The 19038-nt window shown below is 46.0% G+C and carries 20 protein-coding genes and 2 pseudogenes; 1 reads left to right on the top strand and 21 read right to left on the bottom strand.

The features are described from left to right. Window positions 1-14 precede the first annotated feature (14 nt). The 15 genes from P0Y67_RS14815 to P0Y67_RS14750 form a co-directional block, all read right to left on the bottom strand. On the bottom strand, window positions 15-1892 hold the full coding sequence (locus P0Y67_RS14815; RefSeq protein WP_342392481.1) for a pilus assembly protein TadG-related protein: 1878 nt from the start codon (window positions 1890-1892) through the stop codon (window positions 15-17). 202 nt (window positions 1893-2094) lie between these two features. Further along, on the bottom strand, window positions 2095-2454 hold the full coding sequence (locus tag P0Y67_RS14810) for a DUF3613 domain-containing protein (RefSeq protein WP_027250681.1): 360 nt from the start codon (window positions 2452-2454) through the stop codon (window positions 2095-2097). Beyond that, window positions 2454-3209: a tetratricopeptide repeat protein gene (locus P0Y67_RS14805; protein WP_342392480.1), complete on the bottom strand. Its 756-nt coding sequence runs from the start codon at window positions 3207-3209 to the stop codon at window positions 2454-2456. Before P0Y67_RS14805 ends, P0Y67_RS14810 begins: the two co-directional genes overlap by 1 nt. A gap of 59 nt (window positions 3210-3268) precedes the next feature. Then, a complete protein-coding gene (locus tag P0Y67_RS14800; protein ID WP_342392479.1) occupies window positions 3269-4165 on the bottom strand; it encodes a type II secretion system F family protein in 897 nt (298 codons plus the stop codon). Window positions 4166-4228: 63 nt separating this feature from the next. Further along, window positions 4229-5110, bottom strand: a complete 882-nt coding sequence (locus P0Y67_RS14795) for a type II secretion system F family protein (RefSeq protein WP_342392478.1) — start codon at window positions 5108-5110, stop codon at window positions 4229-4231. Further along, complete coding sequence (locus tag P0Y67_RS14790; RefSeq protein ID WP_342392477.1) at window positions 5107-6366, bottom strand: CpaF family protein; 1260 nt, start codon at window positions 6364-6366, stop codon at window positions 5107-5109. Before P0Y67_RS14790 ends, P0Y67_RS14795 begins: the two co-directional genes overlap by 4 nt. Window positions 6367-6402: 36 nt before the next feature. Beyond that, window positions 6403-7506: a hypothetical protein gene (locus P0Y67_RS14785; protein WP_342392476.1), complete on the bottom strand. Its 1104-nt coding sequence runs from the start codon at window positions 7504-7506 to the stop codon at window positions 6403-6405. A 1-nt stretch (window position 7507) separates the two neighbouring features. Beyond that, a complete protein-coding gene (locus tag P0Y67_RS14780; RefSeq protein WP_342392475.1) occupies window positions 7508-8665 on the bottom strand; it encodes a type II and III secretion system protein family protein in 1158 nt (385 codons plus the stop codon). A gap of 14 nt (window positions 8666-8679) precedes the next feature. Further along, entirely contained in the window at window positions 8680-9732 is a 1053-nt protein-coding gene (cpaB, locus tag P0Y67_RS14775) for a Flp pilus assembly protein CpaB (protein ID WP_342392474.1), read from the bottom strand. A 64-nt stretch (window positions 9733-9796) separates the two neighbouring features. Then, window positions 9797-10276, bottom strand: coding sequence for a TadE family protein (locus P0Y67_RS14770; RefSeq protein ID WP_342392473.1), 480 nt, complete (start codon window positions 10274-10276; stop codon window positions 9797-9799). Next, entirely contained in the window at window positions 10264-10662 is a 399-nt protein-coding gene (locus P0Y67_RS23030) for a prepilin peptidase (protein WP_446728839.1), read from the bottom strand. The genes P0Y67_RS14770 and P0Y67_RS23030 overlap by 13 nt, the downstream gene beginning before the upstream one ends. A 4-nt stretch (window positions 10663-10666) precedes the next feature. Further along, a complete protein-coding gene (locus tag P0Y67_RS14765) occupies window positions 10667-10876 on the bottom strand; it encodes a Flp family type IVb pilin (RefSeq protein ID WP_342392472.1) in 210 nt (69 codons plus the stop codon). A gap of 192 nt (window positions 10877-11068) precedes the next feature. Continuing rightward, window positions 11069-12343 carry a GGDEF domain-containing protein gene (locus P0Y67_RS14760; protein WP_342392471.1) on the bottom strand — a complete coding sequence of 425 codons (1275 nt, stop codon included), beginning with the start codon at window positions 12341-12343 and terminating at the stop codon, window positions 11069-11071. A gap of 241 nt (window positions 12344-12584) precedes the next feature. Next, a complete protein-coding gene (locus P0Y67_RS14755; RefSeq protein WP_342392470.1) occupies window positions 12585-13550 on the bottom strand; it encodes a LysR family transcriptional regulator in 966 nt (321 codons plus the stop codon). A gap of 320 nt (window positions 13551-13870) precedes the next feature. Beyond that, window positions 13871-14224 carry a RidA family protein gene (locus tag P0Y67_RS14750; protein WP_120512607.1) on the bottom strand — a complete coding sequence of 118 codons (354 nt, stop codon included), beginning with the start codon at window positions 14222-14224 and terminating at the stop codon, window positions 13871-13873. 96 nt (window positions 14225-14320) lie between these two features. On the opposite strand from P0Y67_RS14750, the pseudogene P0Y67_RS14745 reads away from it, so the two are divergent. Continuing rightward, window positions 14321-14518 (top strand): annotated as a pseudogene (locus tag P0Y67_RS14745) (IS256 family transposase); the annotation flags it as partial. Window positions 14519-14548: 30 nt separating this feature from the next. On the opposite strand, the pseudogene P0Y67_RS14740 reads toward P0Y67_RS14745, so the two are convergent. The 6 genes and pseudogenes from P0Y67_RS14740 to P0Y67_RS14715 form a co-directional block, all read right to left on the bottom strand. Beyond that, window positions 14549-14662: pseudogene (locus tag P0Y67_RS14740) on the bottom strand (IS630 family transposase); the annotation flags it as partial. A gap of 102 nt (window positions 14663-14764) precedes the next feature. Continuing rightward, entirely contained in the window at window positions 14765-15118 is a 354-nt protein-coding gene (locus tag P0Y67_RS14735; RefSeq protein ID WP_342392468.1) for a hypothetical protein, read from the bottom strand. Between the two features lie 11 nt (window positions 15119-15129). Further along, on the bottom strand, window positions 15130-16317 hold the full coding sequence (locus P0Y67_RS14730; protein WP_342392467.1) for a hypothetical protein: 1188 nt from the start codon (window positions 16315-16317) through the stop codon (window positions 15130-15132). A 243-nt stretch (window positions 16318-16560) separates the two neighbouring features. Continuing rightward, window positions 16561-17748, bottom strand: coding sequence for a hypothetical protein (locus P0Y67_RS14725; protein WP_342392466.1), 1188 nt, complete (start codon window positions 17746-17748; stop codon window positions 16561-16563). A gap of 9 nt (window positions 17749-17757) precedes the next feature. Continuing rightward, window positions 17758-18060: a hypothetical protein gene (locus tag P0Y67_RS14720; protein ID WP_342392465.1), complete on the bottom strand. Its 303-nt coding sequence runs from the start codon at window positions 18058-18060 to the stop codon at window positions 17758-17760. Window positions 18061-18503: 443 nt separating this feature from the next. Further along, window positions 18504-18959 (bottom strand): GNAT family N-acetyltransferase, encoded by a 456-nt coding sequence (locus tag P0Y67_RS14715; RefSeq protein ID WP_342392504.1) that lies wholly within the window; start codon window positions 18957-18959, stop codon window positions 18504-18506. Window positions 18960-19038: the final 79 nt, after the last annotated feature.

Raw genomic sequence — 19038 nt, 5'->3', positions numbered from 1 at the left:
GCCTCAGCAGGCCCTTACTGAATCAAACCACCGCCATCCACATCAATTGAGGTGACGAATACGTCGGCTGTGCCGACTTGGATGCCGAGGACCTGACTTAAAAGGACATCGTCAATAATCGGTGCAAGTACGGTTAAAATAATATCTCCAATCAAGCTCTTAATAATTGGAGATAAAGAGCCAGTAAGTAAATTAACAATATTAGTAACAACAGATAAAATACTTCCGTCACTTGGTTCAAGGGATACTTCCAGTGTTAAATTACTAACACCGTCTTTTAAAGCTCCCCCCAGACCGCCTCCGATTCCCTTCTCAACAAAAGGCATTTCCGAACCATTTACATTTACATAATGTTCAATATAATCGTTTTCTTCAATTGGTAACGATGCTAATACATTGATCGTTAATGATTCTTCAACATTAATAAGCCCTAATAACTTCAATGAAATATCTGCACCTATTTTTATTGGACTATCAACATTTAGGTCACTTAGATCTCCTGGCACACCACCATCGCCAATATAAATATTTGCAACACTGGGTTTCGTCGCAAATAACAAATTCACACCTTCGCTATTCATTGAGCAACCATTCGCGTCTAAAAGTTTAGTTTCAGCTTGAGCTGCAACCACTTTCAAGCCAATCGTGCTAGTATGCAGATCAACACTCAAATTGACTAAGTTAAGTAAGTTTACACTGACTTTATCTGTCAATATCGAAGGAGAGGGAATAATTGTGGCTTCTGTATACAGGTCAACCTGAGCTGTCTTTGCTGAAGCAACAAAATCACTTTCACTAGAACCAGGAAGAATCCCATAATTAAACTGTGGAGGTTCTATCACTTTTAGAGCGGTTTGCAATCCAACGATACCCAAGGGATTCACATTTAAATCAGGAATACTAATAAAATTATCTTTATTTGAAGCATAAATAGCTGCGGACACTAAATCATACAATGCAATTTGGCTTGCCAGAGCGGCACGTTTCACTTCGTTATTCATTGAGTCATCTGCGCCAGCAGCTAACTTAATAATTTCTGACAAAGAAAGTTCTAAACTGTCCACATTGGGTAATGTAAGTAAATCCTCTAATCCATTAGTAGCATCAACAGCAAGCACTTGTGTATCATCAATTGCCTCAATACTCGCTGAAATAAAATCGGCAACACTTATTTTTGTAGCCAAAGCATCAGTGAGTGTGCCAATAGAAACATCAGCATCAAGAAGCCCTTCTTCTCTCATGACATACAACAATTTACTTAATCTTATTTTTGTTCCAACCAGACCTTCATACGACGCTACAGATAGCTGTAATGGATTTAATTCATCATCAAGAATTGCACCTAATATCGAATTAGCCGAATCCTTAAAGTTAGTATCTATTAGCTTTGAACCTACACCAAATTCAACATTCGTTGTTTTATACACCGCCGCCGACGCACTCAGGGTGACATCGTTCGGGTTATACAGCTGGGAAATCAAACTGCCGGGTACGGTTTTACTGATGGTGACTCTGCCGGCACTTTTGACTGTGGTGCTCGCCGGTTCGAATTCCCATTCATTGCCGGCAATCTGCGCGGCACCGAATTCAATGGTGGGGTTGGATGCCGTGGTATCAAAACCGTTTGCTGCCAGATTCTGTTTGACCAGTGTCTCAAGGGCATCTTTATTATTGATTCCATCGATATAGCAGGCACTTCGCCCTAAGCTGAGTGCGGCCAAATCGGCCTGTTTCTGGAGCTTGCGTTTTTCCATATACAGGCGGCCGGTGTCGACGGCCATTGCCAGGAACAGCACCATGCTGACCATGAGTAAAATCAGACCGATCCCAACCGCGCCGCGCTGGCGGGATCTCCGGGAAAAACGACCAGGCGATTTTGATGGACTCAACATATCCTAGCTCCTCATGGCGACGGTAAGTGATAACACTGATAGCTCAGTGTGTCGCCTGTGCTGATGAATCAGCGTCATGTTCCGTTTGGTGGATTCCCGCCTGCGCGGGAATGACAGGTCAGTACGTGAAAACAACAAGTCAGTACACAAAAATAACGAGCAAGTGCACCAAGTTCGTGTAAGTCCGGTTTTTGATTCACCATTAACTGCCACCAAAGTTGTCTTTAATAAATTTATCCGGAATCGGGTGGCTGAAGCTTTGCTGCATACGCTCTTGGGTTGCCTTCGCGGCTTCCGGCGTCAGGGTATCGGTCTGGGATGTTGCCATCTGGCCGCGCGTCTGCATATTCAGCCAGAGCTGCGTCATGTTCTTGCGCTCACTTTTCATCACAGGTTTTAACTGCGCTGTAGTGGTTGCCGGATACGCACTGATTTTTCCCGCTTCTGTCGCTGAAGGTGTTTCTGCGGCCTGCGTCGGTATTGTTTCTGCCATAACCGGCGCGGCAGTGCCTGCAAGCGCAAACGCCATCGCAGTGATCAAAGAGGTGTATGTCCTTTTCATCACAAAGCTCCTGTACTTTCTTTGCCCGATTGAGAAGGATCCAGCTGCAACGGCCTGAAGGCAGTAATGGCATCCATCATTTCCTGCTGATCGGCATAGTCCCATTCAAACCGGGAAGCCAGCGTCGCAGCCGCTTGTTTCTGGTTGGTTTTCAATAAAACGAACCACAGATTTTTCGCCGCATTCGGATGCAACGGATTCAGCTCCAGCGCGGTTAACAATTCATCTCTGGCTTTCTGATCCTGCCCTGTTACCAGCAGCAAAAAGCCAAGATCATTGCGGACATCGGCTTCAACCGGTGCAGCTTTGGCCGCTTTTTCCATCCACTTCATGGCGTCCTGCATATTGCCCTGATACGAAGCGATCAAGCCCAGGCCGTGATACGCACTGCCCGCAAGGCAGGTGTTCAGCATCTCTTTATATAAAGCGGACGCTTCATCCCATTTACCCAGTTTGCGGTAGCTGTTAGCACGCATGATTTTCACGCTCAGGCCATCCTCATCCAAGTCATCCAAAGCCGCCAGTGCCAGATAATACTGGCCTTGATCCATTTGCTGTTTCACCATCGACAGCTTCATGCCGTCTTTGGCGATCAGTGTTTCACCACAAGCGCCAGACTGTACGGCCTTGTTTGCCGTTTGCTGGGCCGTTTCTTCCTGAGGCGAACCGGAGCAGGCAGTCAGCGTTATTGCCAGCAGGCCGCCTGTCCAATAGCGGTAATGCCTGATAAATCTGTTGCTAAACTGACTTTTCATATCCACATCCTTGTCATTCTTAGTGTTACTTTACCGCCGCACGTTAATGGCAGAAGGCATCAACTGCCAATCGCCTTGATGAGTGCCATGAACCCCGGTCCGGCTAGCACGACAAACAGCGCCGGAAACAGGAACACCATCATGACCACCGACATTTTCCCCGACAGCTTGGTGACTTTTTCATGCAATTGAGTACGTCGTCTGTCCTGTAACAACTGAGATAACTGATTCAGCGAAGCCGACATATTGCCGCCGGTTTCAGATACCTGCGCCAGCATGGTTAGCAAATCCTGCATGCCGGTGGAATCATTCACACTGGCCACTTCGCTGAAAGCAGAGGAACGTTCCTGGCCCGCTTCAATTTTGCTGAGTACCAGCTTCAGTTCCTTGTTCAGTTCTGGGGTCAATTCCGACAGTTCGCGAGTCAGGGTGCGCAACAAACTCTCCAGCGACAAACCGACATCCCACAAAATTTTCATGACCTGCAGGCCGATGATCATTTCTTCATCAATAATCCGGGTGCGCTTGGCGGCTTTTTTCTTAAGCCATTGAATGGTGAGATAAGCCGTGCCGAGCGCACTGATAAACACTAAGCTGATTTTATTGTTCACCGAGGCATCAGCCTGGATAAGCTGGCTGGCAAATACCAGCTGAACGGCACACCACACGGCAGCCATTCTGAACACGGCCAGTGTCTGCTCGCGGTTGGAGATGTATCCGGCTTTGCGCATCATCTCGAGAATCTCGCTCAGAAATGAAGCATTGCGCCGCTTGGTTTTGCCCCACAGCATCTGGCCAGTTTGAATCACACGCTCACCGGGTGTCTTACCCAGCGATTTGGCAAGGTTTTGCTCTACACTGCGTGCTTTTTGTAATTTGACTGACCAGTACATCAAACCGGCCCCGCCTGCAGTGAGCAATAAACTGGCAATGATCAAATAAGCGGTGACTGTCATTGTGTTTCCCTACCTGTACTTCTGTATCACTGACACTGGCGGCATGAACCCAGCCAAACCGCCTTATAACGACCGAACCATGCGCCACAACACCAAAGCGCCCAGTACCTGCGCCCCAATGCCCAGCATCAGCGCCTGCCGGCCTGACTCATCGGCCCACATAGACAACAACTGCTGAGGATTAGACACCAGCATATAAATTGCCATGGCCGTCGGTGCTAACCCCATCACCCAGGCTGTCACCCGGGTTTCCCCTGTCATTGACTTCAGTTCCCGCTGGCTGCGTTCCTGCTGATGCAGCAGCTCAACCAAATTCTCTAATGCCGCCGTCACGCTGCCGCCAAACTGATGATTCACCTTAAACACAGAGCCAAGCAGCGCAAATTCCTGTACACCGGTTATTTTTGCTTCTTTATAAAAGGAGTCATAAAGCTCTGTGCCCAGACTGGTGCGCTGAACCGCCCGTTGGGCAACACGGTGTAAAGGATTATTCATCGCGGGCAGCACCTGCTCGACCGCTTTATTAAGTGACATACCTACATGTACACGACGATTGAGGTGATCAATAAAACCAGGTAGCTGCTGAAGAATCCTCCGGCGTTTATTGCTTTTTCGGATCTGCCCCAGCAGCAGAATAAACCCCACAGAAACAAGCAACCCAATGCCCAGCCCGCCAATACCGGACAGGCGCGCCAGCACGAAAGGCCCGCACAACAGGCAAGCTGCATACACCACCAGCATGTAAGCCGATGTGCTCAACCCCAGTCGCTGCCAGTTTTCCAGCATGCGATCCTTACGCTGGACAGGCCGTTCGTCTGCGCCCTGTTTCCGGGCTTTCTCTGTGGCAGCTTTTTCTGTCGCAGCTTTGGGGCGCCTGGTGGCAATCACCATCAATACGCAGCTGGCAAACAGCAATACTACCGCGATAAAGATCGCGCTGTTCATAGCCCCTCCTCCAGCTTTTTACGCAGGTGGACTGACATAGCATCAACGGGCAGAAAATCTTCCGTCTGCTGGTTATATTTATACAGTTCCTGAATACGGATCTGATCGTCCGCCACGTCCTGAACTTCAACAATGTGAGTAATGACCCGCTTACCGTTTGGCAGGCGTGAAACCTGAACAATCATATCCAGCGCAGTGGCAATAATTTGTTTAATCAGCGATTCGGTAGAGGTGAAACCGGCCAGTGTGACCATCATTTCCAGTCGCACCAGCGCATCGCGCGGCGAGTTAGCATGCAGGGTACTCATCGACCCTTGGTGGCCTGTGTTCATCGCCTGCAACATATCCAGCACTTCGCCACCACGGCTTTCACCCAGAATGATGCGATCAGGCCGCATCCTCAGGGCATTTTTAAGCAAGTCTCTGGCGGTAACTTCGCCATGGCCCTCTGAGTTCGGCGGACGGGTTTCCAGACGGACAACGTGCCCGTTTCTGAGCTGCAGTTCGGCGGCATCTTCAATGGTTACAATACGTTCGCCGGTATTGATGTACTGGCTGAGAATATTGAGCAAGGTGGTTTTACCAGACCCCGTTGAACCACTGATCAGAATATTAAAACGCGATTTCGCACAGCTTCTCAGCAACTGATGCATGGCAACGCTCATGGCGCCATTTTGAATTAAGGTATCCGCCGTCAGACCTTCCTTTTTAAATTTCCGGATCGACAGACAAGGGCCATCAATAGACAAGGGCGGGATCACCGCATTGATCCGGCTGCCGTCAGGCAAACGGGCATCCACCATAGGGTTGGATTCATCAATTCGCCGGCCAATTGGCGAAATCATACGGCGAATCACCCGCAAAACATGCTGATCATTCATGAATCTCAGGGAAATCCGGCTTAACTGACCACTTCGCTCAACGTAGATATTTTTCGGGCCGTTAATCAGAATATCGTCGATGTTTGGGTCATCCAGCAGGTTCTGTAACGGGCCAAAACCGACGATTTCATCCATCAGTTCCGTGACCAGTTCCTGCATGTTCAGATGTTGATTCAGTTCCTTATGCTGTTGAAAATACTGGCGAACATAATCATGAACATGTGGCTGCATTTCCTGACGTTCCATCTCGAACATCAGGCCATCTTCTTCCAGCTGCTCTATGATGTAGCGGTGTAATTCCGCTTTCAGAGCCAGCGTCGATTCTTCCTGCTGAATCACCAATTCCCTGCTTGGCCACACCATTTCACTTCCCATACCGACTCCTTGATTTGAGAAATCACCCAAGAATTCTTACCAGCCCAGAGAAAACTGCCAGCGTGATTTTTCTGTCGACAGCCAGAGCAATTTCTCAACCGCCTTCATGTACAACCTGAACTCACCGCTGGGCGGAAACAGTGCGTTAGCATTGATGTCAGTGATGACTGCATAGGTGTATGGCAAATCGCCGCGAACTAAGATGGGGAGCTGATTCTGAATCATCTCTTTCCCTGGCATCACCTCAGGGGAAAAAGGCGCCAGCACTAAATTCACGCTGCCCGGCCTGATCCCCTGGAGATAAAGTAATTCAGCCAGATCGCAGGCGCTTTTCAGACTGACGTTTTTCTGATCGGCCAGCAGCCAATGCTGATCGCAGCGATTGACCATGAAAAACAGCAAAGGACTGGGTGGCATACCGGTGAGATTAATAATGATATTGCTGTACATATCCTCCAGCAGGTCCATCACTTCCACCAGCGCTTCCATGGTCACAGCACTGTAATTGTCCGAGTCCGGCATGCCAATAACATGAATGCCAGCTCCGGCGTCCAACTCTTGCTCTTCCAGCCACTGCGCACTGAGGTAATCTTTCTTCTCCAGCAAGGTGAGAAAATCAATACGGTCACCGCTGCCCAAATAAGATGAGACATCGCTGTAAGGTCGCCCCAGATCCAATAACAGGACAGGCTGTTTGTGCTTTCGTTGCAGTTGTGACGCTGTGGTTATAGCCAGTAACGCACCATCACAATCATTACGCGGCGATAGCAGCGCTAAACGCGACGTGGCGTCAAAAGACGTCATCTGCGTCAGGTGAATGATCAGATCTGTCAGTCCTTCCAGCTCACACCAGTGAAGGTGTTTGCGTACCTGCTGGTTTTGCTGAATGCCATGCCAGTGCGCCTCTGGTGTCAGATCCACCAGAATGACGTGCCGGGGCGCAAAGTTGTCCATCATGCTGTCGATATCGGGCATTGGCCAGTCAGAGGCCACTAAGATCAGAATACGCGTCTGTTTCCAGGCCAGGTTAGAGCTAAGATGAGACGCATCCTCTATCCATGTCAGCGTACACCCTTCCGGGATCGCTTCTGACACATCCAGTTTGGCGTGATGATCCGCCGTATAGGCCATAAGCTGCATCTTAACCCTCCCCTGCAAAACCCATTTTTACGGGTAGTTCTCTGGGTTCAGCATCCAGAAAAATTAATTCGAAAAAGTTGGGTTTAAACTGACGATACATTTCGCCCGGTAACGGTGGTAGTGGCGCATTACTGGCAAAGGGTTTCACCAGATGAGGCGTAACGACCATCATGAGTTCTTTGTCATTGTCCTCTAACCGGGTTGAGCGGAAAAAAGCGCCAAGAATAGGAATGTCACCCAATCCCGGAAAACGGTTGGCATTTTTGATAGTGCTGCGGCTGACCAGCCCGCTGATCACAAAGCTTTCGCCATTGCCCAGCTGGACTGTGGTGTCTGTGCGGCGTACTGACAGTCCCGGCACTATCACACCGGAGGCCTGCACACCCTGGGCATAGTTCAGCTCACTCACTTCAGGGGCCACTTTCAGCATGATGCGATCGCCCGACATCACAGTCGGCGTCAGATTCAGACGAACCCCAAATTCTTTAAACTCAATGCTGATGTCATCATCACTGGTGCTTTTCGGATACGGAAATTCCCCACCGGCCAGAAAGGTCGCCGTGTGGCCGGACATAGTCACCAGGCTGGGTTCGGCCAGCGTGTAGGCAAAGCCGTTGCTGTCCAGCGCACTCACTGTGCCGAGAAAATGATCCGCCACATTGCCGATCACCAGATTGAACGCATCGCCACTGGATAAGAAGCTGCCACGAAAACCATTGAACGAAGCGCCTGTAATCGCGCTGGCATTGCCAATGCCCCAAAACGTACCGCCAGTGCCCTGTTTACCGAAAAAGAAGCCGGCTTCCTTGAGCGCACTTTTACTCACTTCGACCACTTTGATGTCTGTCTGCACCTGAATATTGGATGTCGCAACATCACCGGGATTGACAGAAATACGGTGGCGAACGGGCTCATAAGCTCCCTGCTCCCAAATCAAAAGAGAAGTCGACCCTGTCTGTTTACCTGTCACCAGTAACTCAGAGGTACTCAATACTTTGACGCCCGCCACAGAGGGTTCGCCAATGGCTGCCCGCTGAATGCGTTTTCCGGAATGGACAGTCACTTGCTGACCCACATCCAGTTGAAAATCACGGGCATTGACGGACAAACTCAGGCTTAAACCCACCAACAAACATAATCCATTAACAAAACGCAGCATTCACTCTCTCCCTGTCAGTGACTGGTGCGAACCAGAGTTCGGTTCTCGCCCTGATACACCTCAACCCGAGGTGCAACGTAACGGTATTTCACCGGAGTCGGTTTTTTCACTTCCACTTCTGCTTCGCGGTAGCCACCCAGTGTTTTTAATGAGATGACATAACTGTCGTCCTGTTTAACATCTTCAGGCTCTTTGACCGTTGAATGGCTGGGTGCTGTCATCATTACAGCAGGCGCACCCTGTGAGGTACTGGCTGTTTTCTGCGAAGAAACAATGACTTTAGGCGCCTGGATAACGCCCGCTTTTTGATTGGCACCAAGTGGCTGATCAGGAACCGGCGAGTAAGCCATCATGCTCTCTGTGTCAGCCGTTAACTCAACGGCTGGCGCCAGCTCCTGAGTGCCGACCACCGCCAGCCTGAGCTGCCCCGTGGTTTCTGCCAGCAACAGCTGAGGCGTATCTGTGGCAGGAACGGCCAGCACGACAGTTCTGGCCTTATCGTTGATTTGCTTCTCTGTTTTTTTGCCGTCGAAGTTGAGTTGATCCCCGACAGCCAGCACTTCTACATTACTCAGAATGCGCCGGGCAGTACTGTTGTCGCCCGATTCCTTATTAGCGCGGAGCAGGTAAATCACATCCACCCGATACCCGGGATGAACATGGCCGCCGACTGTGGTCAGTTCGCTGGCTTGAATTGCAATCGCGCGGTATCCCTGAGGCAGAGACTGTGCAATGGGTAACTGGCCCAGCAACAGCGCAGATTTGAGGCGGGTTCCTTTCACAACAGACAATTTCAACTGCCTGCCGATAAAGGGAGAATAATCGCGAATGTCTTCGGCGGTGGCATCGGTCACTTGTGTGGCGACCAGCATATCTTCGGTCAACACAGCCTGTTTCGGTACATCATTAGCGAAAGCCCAGACAGTCACCACAGGCTTAGAAACGGAAACCGCTGGCGATGAGGCTTGCGTTGAGGTGCGGCCACTCAGGGTAACCCCGTACCAGCCAATTAAGAGCGCCATTACCAATAAGACGGCTGCGGCAATTTTTAACGTGCGTCCCTGCATTTTACCCTCACTCTACTCTCGCTGTCTGACAGCATAGTTTAAGAAATGCTAACAAAGCGCATTTCTATAAATTTAATATTGCCGTCGATTTTAATTCGTCCGGAACAGGCAAACCGAAAGACGGTAAGAATGGTTTGTTCTTATAGTTATAGATGATGGTGACTTTACAGCAAAATGTATCTGAATCGATATTGATTGAAAGGTTATCATCCAGGCTCTGCCCGAAGAGTGAGCCTCTGCCTGAATTTGATCCGGTATAGTTTTTTATTAATGACTCTGCAGATTGCTCAATATGATCTTCCAGTTCGCTGCTGTCGCAAGCACCGCCGTAGTAACAATTCTCATCCACATAGGAAATACTCTTGCGAAGCGCTTCTTCTGAAACATAATTCAGCATCTGAATGGAAACAAAAATAAGGCTGTACTGGGCAACGGCATAAAAAATCATCAGCACAACAGGCAGAAGCAAGATGGTTTCCAGAGCGGCAGAGCCATGCTGCTTTATCCGTTTGATCCTGAAGCACTTCTTTCTTATAGAATCCATAACGATACAACCACCCCAACCAACAAGCTTGGTACAAAGGGAGCTTCCTTCTGGCTACGGGCAAACAACCACCAGTACACTGCGAAGCAGACAAATGAATATAAAAGAACATCCAGCATCTGAGTGAAAGACAATATTAATGCCATGATTAACAGTATTTTCACGTCAGATGCACCAAATACATTCTTTACAAAGCCAGGAAAAGTAATCAAACTCACCAATAAAATTGAACTGAAAGTCTCATAAAAACCAACACCGTCCATTAATAAACAATAAGTAATAGCGAGGAACAGCATTGTTACAATGAGGTAATTTGAAACTTTCCTTTCATACAGATCCTGAATAGCACATAACGACAATAACAGAATAATAGAGTAGTAAAACACTTACTTATTCTGAAGTTATCGTTGCTGTACTAATTGCCGTATTAAGCTTGTTTGATGCTGCAGTGAATGCCCCATCAATGTCAAATAAACTGATAGCTCCAACCACCAACGCCGAAATCAACACATACTCAATCGCAGAGGCACCCTTTTCTTCTTTGATCAGACGCTGAATAAAGTTTGTTGTGTGAATCCAGGCTAATACTAAATACTTCATGGAACATCCCTCACTTTGGTTAAGCATTCTTGTAGAATAGTTTTTCTCTTCTCTGTCTCAAATATTAGATTCTGTACAAATTTTGTGTGAAAAAATTATTGTGTTACTTGAACTTTTTTTCATAAGCACTGTGTTTTTTATCTGATACCGACTTAATAAAATGTAATTCGTCAATAAACTGACACACCAGCCCTACCCCATAGCCTGCTTGTTGCCTGGCTCTTTCTCTGCAATATCAGGCTGTTGCCAAATTTCATCGCTCTGTGCGGGTGCAGGGTCATAGTGAGCAAACTGACGTTTGCCCTGACGCTTAGCCTGGTACATGGCTGAATCCGCCCGCTTAAGCAGTGTCTGCGCATCTTTCGCGTGAACCGGGTATCGGGCAATCCCTATACTGGCCGAGACGCGGCACTGGTTGTCACCAAAATTAAAAGGCACGGTCAGAGTGTGCAGCAATTTTTCAGCAATGGTTTCCATTCTGAACGTCAACTCTTCATCGTTATCCCCCCAGGTAAGAATGGAGGGATCGCGGCGCTCAGACTCATCTTCATCAAAGACAATATCTTTGGCGGGCTTATTGATCTTTACTGCGTATTCACCCAGTGGCACCCAGACAACAAATTCGTCGCCGCCAAGGCGAAAGACTTCATCTTCCACCCTGAGACATCCCCGCATCCGCTTGGAAGCGTGCTGCAGCAAGGCATCACCCACATCATGGCCGAGAGTGTCATTGACCTGCTTAAAACCATCCAGATCGATAAACATGAGTCCGAACACTTTGTTCTCTACGTCCGGCGCAGAAAAGGCGGCTTTGAGCACTCGGTTAAGCGCCCGAGTGTTTGGCAAGCCTGTCAGCTTGTCCTGCAAAGCGGCCTGTTCCATTTGGCGCTGCCGTTCAATGACATCCGAAATATCCCGCTGTGTGCCAATCAGGCGAGATGCGTCATTAAATAACCCCTGCACCACCAACTCTAGCACTCTGGGTTGCCCGTCCAGCGGATCAATCATGTCGATAAGCAGCGTCTGCTGCTTGTTTTTACCCGCGATCTGTTTCAAGCGGATCACCTTGTCGCCATCACCACTTTTCAAACGCGACATCCAGTCACTCAATGCCAGCTTACTGCCGACGCGAATACCATAGAGATCATACAGATAAGGGCTCCATTGCAAGGTGTCGGCATTCACATCCCATTCCCAGACACCAATGCCCGCCACAGAAGTTGCCAGGCTCATTCTTTGATTGGCACGGGCAAGCTCACGGTGAACACGGGAACGACGGCTGTGCTGCTTCCACAGCAGGCTGATAACAGACAACAGCAATGCAGCCAGTACCAAACCTGTCAGTACCAGCCAGAAGAAAGGAAAATTGACATGAAGTGAAAATAGATCTCCCGATGCCGAAATGATATCGGACAGACTACCAATGCCGTTTAAGACAGAACTCAGAAAAAATTCCAGCGAATTCATGATAGGTACACACTTCCATTTGTGTCTGCTGCGATAACCTCTGAAATATCAGACCCGTTTCATCCGATAGCGGTTGTGATTGATTATTTGTACTCAGATCACTCTGGTATTTTTTTGCCGCTATTGATAAGTTCAACCTAGTCTACGCTGTTGATAATTGCCAAAATAGAATGCGGAAATTGTTTTATATGCTGGGTGGGAATCACACTTATTCTATTTAGAATCAAACAGTAGTCGGCTTTTAACCGGCATACAGTTCTTTATCCAGCCAGGGCAAAGCATCCCGAATCTGAGGAAAAAATCGTTCGTTGATAATTTGACGGCTGTCTTGCGCCAGAATGTGCGGCAGCTTTCCCAACTCATTGTGACGACAGACCAGTGTCAGATTGCGATAAAAGGGTTCTTCGCACGGAAGAGGGAGACAGGTGAGTGCTTCATTGGTCAGCCCGTACTGAAACATACAAAGCGGTGTCGTGATTGTCCAGCCAAGTCCGGCCGCCACACTGGATAACACGGCAAACGTATTATCCAGTTGCATCCTCACCGGCACGTTCATATCCAGGCGGCGTAAGTAGCGTTCAATCGTCACGCCTATCAGCGAGTCACTAGAGTAGCGGACAAAATCAAGCTGTTTTGCGACTTGCTGTAATCCCTGATACTGACCGGCGAACTGGCTGGGTATGACCAGAACAAAAGGTTCCCGTAACAGGCGGTAGCGGCTGAGGTGCTCGTTATTTTCCAGGGCATCGTCAGAAATAATAATATCAACGTTGCGTGAAAGCAGCGCCTGGGCATGCATGTGGGATCGGCCAGTGTTGATAGTCCAGTTTTCTGTATGCCGTTTAATAACCTCAACCAGAGGCTGTCCTAACGAGGTGGCCAGTGAATCAACCATGGCAATGCGTAATAAATGCAGTTTCTGAAAACTGCTTTTCGTCATCACGCCGTGTGTTTTTTCTGCTTCAGCAAGCAAATGGCATGACTGATCATAAAAATAGCGTCCGGCGACGGTCAGCTCAACCGGGCGAACGCTTCTGTCCAGCAGCGTCACTTTAAGATTGTGCTCAAGAGAGGAGAGTGTCTGAGAAACGGAGGACTGTGTGAGGCCCAGTTGGTTAGCCGCCATCGTCATGTTGCCTGACTGCGCGGTAGCAACAAAGACTTCTAACGAGCGAAGATCAAAACCCAATCCTTTCAATGTAGCCATCCTTTATCCAACAGAGATCCCGCAGAGAAACCTGTTAACTGCTTGCCAAACCGACTTACGACCAAAAGTTCAGAACAAAGGCAAGCGCAACAATACGCCAAAAATAACCTAAGGGCATAACTGACAAGTTAACATTCCTAATCAGCAAAACTATCAGTTTTACTCTGCTTGTTACAGTGTTTAAGAAACAGGTGGCAAGATAAGTAAGTGGAATAACAAACAAAGCGGCGAAATCGGAAAGATAGCCGTGTCAGCAATCATGAAGACAAAAAGCGGAGGGGAAATTGCCACCATTTACAAAAATGATGGCAATAGATTCTCTATTTACCGGCAGCGGCAACAAAAGCAATCTCTACCAGGTAATCCGGGTCAGCCAGTTCAACTTTCACGCAGGCGCGGCTTGGCGCAGCGCCTTCTGGCAGCCAGGCGTCCCAGGCCGCGTTGAAAGCAGCAAGGTTAGCCCAGTCGGTAATATAAATAGTGACAGACAAAATACGGGACTTATCACTGCCCACGCTTGCCAGCATGGCTTCTGCCTGAGCAAAAACCTGTTCTGCCTGACCCGTAATATCAGCACTGGTATCAGATTCAGGGACTTCGACAAAGTGAGCAATACCATTGAACACAGTGACATCAGACCAACGTTTTGTTGGGTTAATTCGCTGAATATCCATTTTAATTCCTTAACTGACGTGAAAAGCCCAACAATGTATGTTTTCTGCCGCGATGAATCAATCGAAGATGCTGTTTTTGTAATTGTTCGTCCGCAAGCGGTTGACCGCCAGCTCCGACAACTGACTAAAACCAAGGGCGGCTTCGCCAACGAAACCAGCTTGCTGAAGCTGCTTTATGCGTGGATGTTAAAGGCTTCCGATAAGTGGACGCATCCGGCACAGAACTGGAATCTGACGTTATCCCAGTTGAGCCTCCACTTCCCGAACAGGGTCGATCAATCTGTGGATTTGTGACTTACGCTGACAGAGAACTATGAACACCCTCTCAGCGAGAAGCAAAATGGCAGTCAAACGTCGGCAATGATCCTTATCTTTGGTTTTATGTATATTTTTAATGAGGCGACGTCGCTCTGCCCGGTCGGGTAATGTTAGAATCATGGCACTCGGTACTGTTTTGTGAGTTTTGGATGTTTGGCGACTGATCAGATCGCACAAACGCTACCGAGTTCCCTTCAATTTCGACTTACCTGTGATCTACATTTAGGAACAGTTATTTAGGGAAAAATTAAACTTTACTTTATATTCATTATTAGTTTTATTACTCATGGTTGGTATGGAAACTAGTGACATACGATCAATATTTATATCTTCACTTCTTAAAAAAGATAGTTTTCCAACTTCATCCGTACTTGCAATTGGGTATTTAGCATCAATTTTATGGACGACTTCTCCCTCACCATTAAAGTTTGTAATTTCTATAATTTCTTTTTCTGGCAGAGCTAACGTTTCGAAGCGTAAAGTAGTCAACTTAGCGTTTTTACATACACGACCGTTTTGATCATGCAACCGACCCATCAAATAAACCCCTGGTTCAATTCTTACTGTTCTAGCCATAGTTTTTCCTTTTATTTATATAGTAAATTTAGAAGAGTTTCTTCATATTGTTTCTTTGACGGCAATTTTGGCATATAGCTTGTAATATCAATAGAATCAATATTGTACTTCAGGTTTTTAGATACATATAAATCATCATAAACTATCAGCTCATGCTCTTTCCCAGCATCATATGTATAGCGCATTTTTTTAATATCGCTATCTTCATTATCACGTTTAACTCTATAAACAATGCCTTTTTGAATAGCCCATACACCGGGTTCAATGACCCAGAAACCATAACTTTCACCAATCACTTCATTTGGATTCCTTGAATCATAAATATTATATGTCGATTGATTTGGTTTGAAATTACAAGTAAAGTAATTTACAGTCATCCCAAAGAATCCGCCTAATTCACATTCTTCAGTCAGATAATTTTCTCTCACAGGTTTTTTAAAACCAGGCATCTCATATACAATTTGATTCCCATCTCCTGGAATTGACTTTAGGAAATCATTATTTTTATAAACTTTTGATATGGCGATCTGTTTATCGTTAAGTAGAAAAAATCTGTTATTTACATCATCAAATTGATATCCATAAATATCTTTCAAATATTCAAACGACCTATCAGTTAAACTCAATAACCCTGTTTTACCACTGTTATTTATTAATACAGAAGATCCATCAGATACCCATGATTCAATGTAACATGGATTTGGAGCTAGTTTATATGATTCTCTCTCTTTGATATCATATAATGCGCAGTAATAGCCTTTGTTAAATGCTGTAGAAATTATAAACCTCCCATCCGGAGAGCGACTAGGTTTTTTTACAACTCCGAATGGCGCTACATTCCCACCAAACTCTTCATCAGTTGCAATTATTTTTATATCAGTTCCATCTAAATTCATTGAATATAGATTAAAGTCACGCTCACCTTTCTTAATTGCTCTAAACAGCAACCTTGGCAAGGAGTAATTATCATCCCACGTTTCATATTCTGGTTCTTCCGGAATAATGATGTTGATATTCCAATCAGCGGGATCACTTTTTGTATTCCATCGCCTTATCTCAATAGCCTCAACAATTAGATTAAGTTGCTCCTGATAATCCTTATCATAAGCTATTTTCTCTTTAATCATTTTCCACGCTGGGTAGGCGATTGCACCAACGCAAAGCGCCCCAACACTATAAGCCAGTAATTTTTTCTTCATGATATATTCCTAAAAATTTGTTACGTTCAGCCAAAGATTTCTAAGCTCTTCGATTTTGAGTGACCATTTTAGTGGCTGCCGTATTCGGTTCCGAATGCTGGCCAAAACCAAGGGCAGCTTCGCCAACGAAACCAGCTTGCTGAAGCTTCTCTATGCGGGGGATGTTGAAAGCCTCCGATAGGTAGACGCATCTATTACTACTCAGGCATATAACGAAGAGCAGCCTCCCATAGTTTTTTCCTTTTATTTATATAGTAAATCTAGAAGAGTTTCTTTATATTGTTGCTTTGTGGGCAACTTTGGCATATGGCTTGTTATATCGATATTATCAATTTTATTTTTCAAATTTTCAGATATATAAAAATCATCATAAACTCTTAAGTCATACTCTTTACCAGCATCGTATGTATAGAGCATTTTTTTAATGTCACTATCTTCAGAATCACGTTTAACGCGATAAATAGTCCCCTCTTGGATAGCCCATACACCAGGTTCAATGACCCAAAAACCAAAACTTTCACCAATCACTTTACTTGGATTTCTTGAGTCATAAATATTATAGGTAGATTGATTTTGTTTAAAATCACAAGTGAAATAGCTTTCACTCATTCCATAAAAACCGCCAAATACGCACTCATCAGTAAGATAATTTTGTCTCTTTGGATTCTTAAACCCAGGCATCTCAAATACAATTTGTTCTCCATCTCCTGGTATTGATTTCAGGTAATCATTGTCTTTATAAATTTTAGAAACTGCGATATTTTTATCTTTGATTACAAAAAAACCTTCCGTTGCATCTTCAAATTGATAACCATGAATATCTTTGAAATACTTAAGGCTACGATCAGTTAGATTCAATAATGCAGTTTTCCCATTATTAGCTATTAGTGCTGTTTTCTCGTCATATCCCCATGATTCGACGAAACAAGGCTTGGGTGCCATTCTATATGAAATCCTCTCTTTGATATCATATAATGCACAATAATACCCATTATTAAATGCTGTCGAAATTATAAATCTACCATCAGGTGACCTCCTTGGTTTTTTTACAAATCCAAATGGTGCTACATTTCCTCCAAACTCTTCATCAGTTGCAATTATTTTTATATCAGTTCCATCTACATTCATTGAATATAGATTAAAGTCACGCTCACCTTTCTTAATTGCTCTAAACAGTAACCTTGGCAAGGAGTAATTCTCATCCCACGTTTCATATTCTGGTTCTTCCGGAATACTGATGTTGATATTCCAATGAGCGGGATCATTTTTTGTATTCCATCGCCTTATCTCAATGGCCTCAACAATTAGATCCAATTGCTCCTGATAATCCTTATCATATGCTATTTTCTCTTTAATTATTTTCCATGCTGGATAGGCAATTGCCCCAACGCAAAGCGCCCCAACACTATAAGCCAACAGTTTTTTCTTCATGATTGATTCCTAAAAATTTGTTGCGTTCAGCCAAAGGTTTCTGAGTTCTTCAATTTTCTTTGCTTCTTCAAAGGACTCTTCATCCATTTCAGCATGTTCAATTTCTTCGCATTGTTGTTGGCCGTTAGCCAATTCTTCAAACGCTATTTCGGTAAAAATAAATTCGGTACCATGCGAATCTTTTAGCTTCGCAATAAAGAGTGTGAAACTTCCTTCGTTCAGCAAACCCGGTAATGACACAACTGAATAGAATTTTGGGGTTTCATACTCGGGGACTTTAAGCCTTGCCAGCGTTCTGTAACTAGTTTGCATATCCGCTCTCGGGTTGCGGAATCAGACCATAATGATTCTTTTCAACTCTCGGTTCCGTACACAGGCACAATAGGTTCGGTCATCAAGATGCAATCAGGAAACCCTATCAGATTGAATACCCTAATCAACTGCTTTAATCGCCGCACTCGCCTGAACATGCCACTTTGCGGTATTGAGCCAAAAATTAATTTCGACGCCGGATCATTGGGTTACTGTTTTGAGTGACTGTCGATTTCTGTACCGGCAGCGACAATATCCTCTTTACCCGCCTGTCATTCACACCGAACAGAAACACACTGTGCGAGGTTAGTTCACTATTCACCTTTGGCACTAATTGCAAAACCGTATTCTTCATTTTGAAATCTCGAATTGGTCATATCGCACCCGTTGACCGCGACAGCTGTTTTTCAATCGGTATCGGAATAGCTGCCTGAAATACGGGATTAGTCAAACTGCTTTTCCATCCAGAGCGAGCTGATGTATTCACCCTGTTTTCTGGCATAGTCATGAAAGACACCGACCTCACGAAATCCGAATTTCTGATGCAGCGCCACCGATGCTTCGTTTGGCAAAGCAATGCCAGATAAGGCACAGTGCACCGGCTGAGTCGCTAAAGCATCAAGTAAGGTTTTCATTAATGCGCTTCCCAAACCGTGCCCCTTCGCATCTGGGTGAAGGTAAATGGTCACTTCAACGGTTTCTGCAAAAGCGGGACTGAGCCGGTAAGGCTGGCTGCAGACAAACCCCATCACTTGATGGTTTTCGAGGGCAACAAAAAGCTGGTGCGGAGAGTCGGGACGGAATTGCGTAAACCAGTCATTGCGATTACCCAGCGTCATCGGCTCGGTTTCAAATCTGGCGTTCGTGTGTTCAATGTAATGATTGAAAATAGCTGTGATAGCAGGGCAAGATCACGAACGTTTTTTGAACAAAATAGATCAGTTTGACGATCAGGGCTGGCTGTGATCATATACTCCC

The sequence above is a fragment of the Photobacterium sp. SP02 genome, from assembly GCF_038519165.1.
Taxonomy (GTDB): domain Bacteria; phylum Pseudomonadota; class Gammaproteobacteria; order Enterobacterales; family Vibrionaceae; genus Photobacterium; species Photobacterium halotolerans.
The sequence above is the reverse complement of the archived record's forward strand: the minus strand, read 5'-3'. Positions and strand labels throughout refer to the sequence as shown.

Bases quoted from the DNA above. Each gene is read 5' to 3' on its own strand.
- P0Y67_RS14805 (WP_342392480.1), bottom strand. From the start codon at position 3,209: ATGAAAAGTCAGTTTAGCAACAGATTTATCAGGCATTACCGCTATTGG.
- P0Y67_RS14765 (WP_342392472.1), bottom strand. From the start codon at position 10,876: ATGAAGTATTTAGTATTAGCCTGGATTCACACAACAAACTTTATTCAG.
- P0Y67_RS14730 (WP_342392467.1), bottom strand. From the start codon at position 16,317: ATGAAGAAAAAATTACTGGCTTATAGTGTTGGGGCGCTTTGCGTTGGT.
- P0Y67_RS14760 (WP_342392471.1), bottom strand. From the start codon at position 12,343: ATGAATTCGCTGGAATTTTTTCTGAGTTCTGTCTTAAACGGCATTGGT.
- P0Y67_RS14780 (WP_342392475.1), bottom strand. From the start codon at position 8,665: ATGCTGCGTTTTGTTAATGGATTATGTTTGTTGGTGGGTTTAAGCCTG.
- P0Y67_RS14755 (WP_342392470.1), bottom strand. From the start codon at position 13,550: ATGGCTACATTGAAAGGATTGGGTTTTGATCTTCGCTCGTTAGAAGTC.
- P0Y67_RS14720 (WP_342392465.1), bottom strand. From the start codon at position 18,060: ATGCAAACTAGTTACAGAACGCTGGCAAGGCTTAAAGTCCCCGAGTAT.
- P0Y67_RS14815 (WP_342392481.1), bottom strand. From the start codon at position 1,892: ATGTTGAGTCCATCAAAATCGCCTGGTCGTTTTTCCCGGAGATCCCGC.
- P0Y67_RS14810 (WP_027250681.1), bottom strand. From the start codon at position 2,454: ATGAAAAGGACATACACCTCTTTGATCACTGCGATGGCGTTTGCGCTT.
- P0Y67_RS14800 (WP_342392479.1), bottom strand. From the start codon at position 4,165: ATGACAGTCACCGCTTATTTGATCATTGCCAGTTTATTGCTCACTGCA.
- P0Y67_RS14795 (WP_342392478.1), bottom strand. From the start codon at position 5,110: ATGAACAGCGCGATCTTTATCGCGGTAGTATTGCTGTTTGCCAGCTGC.
- cpaB (WP_342392474.1), bottom strand. From the start codon at position 9,732: ATGCAGGGACGCACGTTAAAAATTGCCGCAGCCGTCTTATTGGTAATG.
- P0Y67_RS14770 (WP_342392473.1), bottom strand. From the start codon at position 10,276: ATGGATTCTATAAGAAAGAAGTGCTTCAGGATCAAACGGATAAAGCAG.
- P0Y67_RS14750 (WP_120512607.1), bottom strand. From the start codon at position 14,224: ATGGATATTCAGCGAATTAACCCAACAAAACGTTGGTCTGATGTCACT.
- P0Y67_RS14790 (WP_342392477.1), bottom strand. From the start codon at position 6,366: ATGGGAAGTGAAATGGTGTGGCCAAGCAGGGAATTGGTGATTCAGCAG.
- P0Y67_RS14735 (WP_342392468.1), bottom strand. From the start codon at position 15,118: ATGGCTAGAACAGTAAGAATTGAACCAGGGGTTTATTTGATGGGTCGG.
- P0Y67_RS14785 (WP_342392476.1), bottom strand. From the start codon at position 7,506: ATGCAGCTTATGGCCTATACGGCGGATCATCACGCCAAACTGGATGTG.
- P0Y67_RS14725 (WP_342392466.1), bottom strand. From the start codon at position 17,748: ATGAAGAAAAAACTGTTGGCTTATAGTGTTGGGGCGCTTTGCGTTGGG.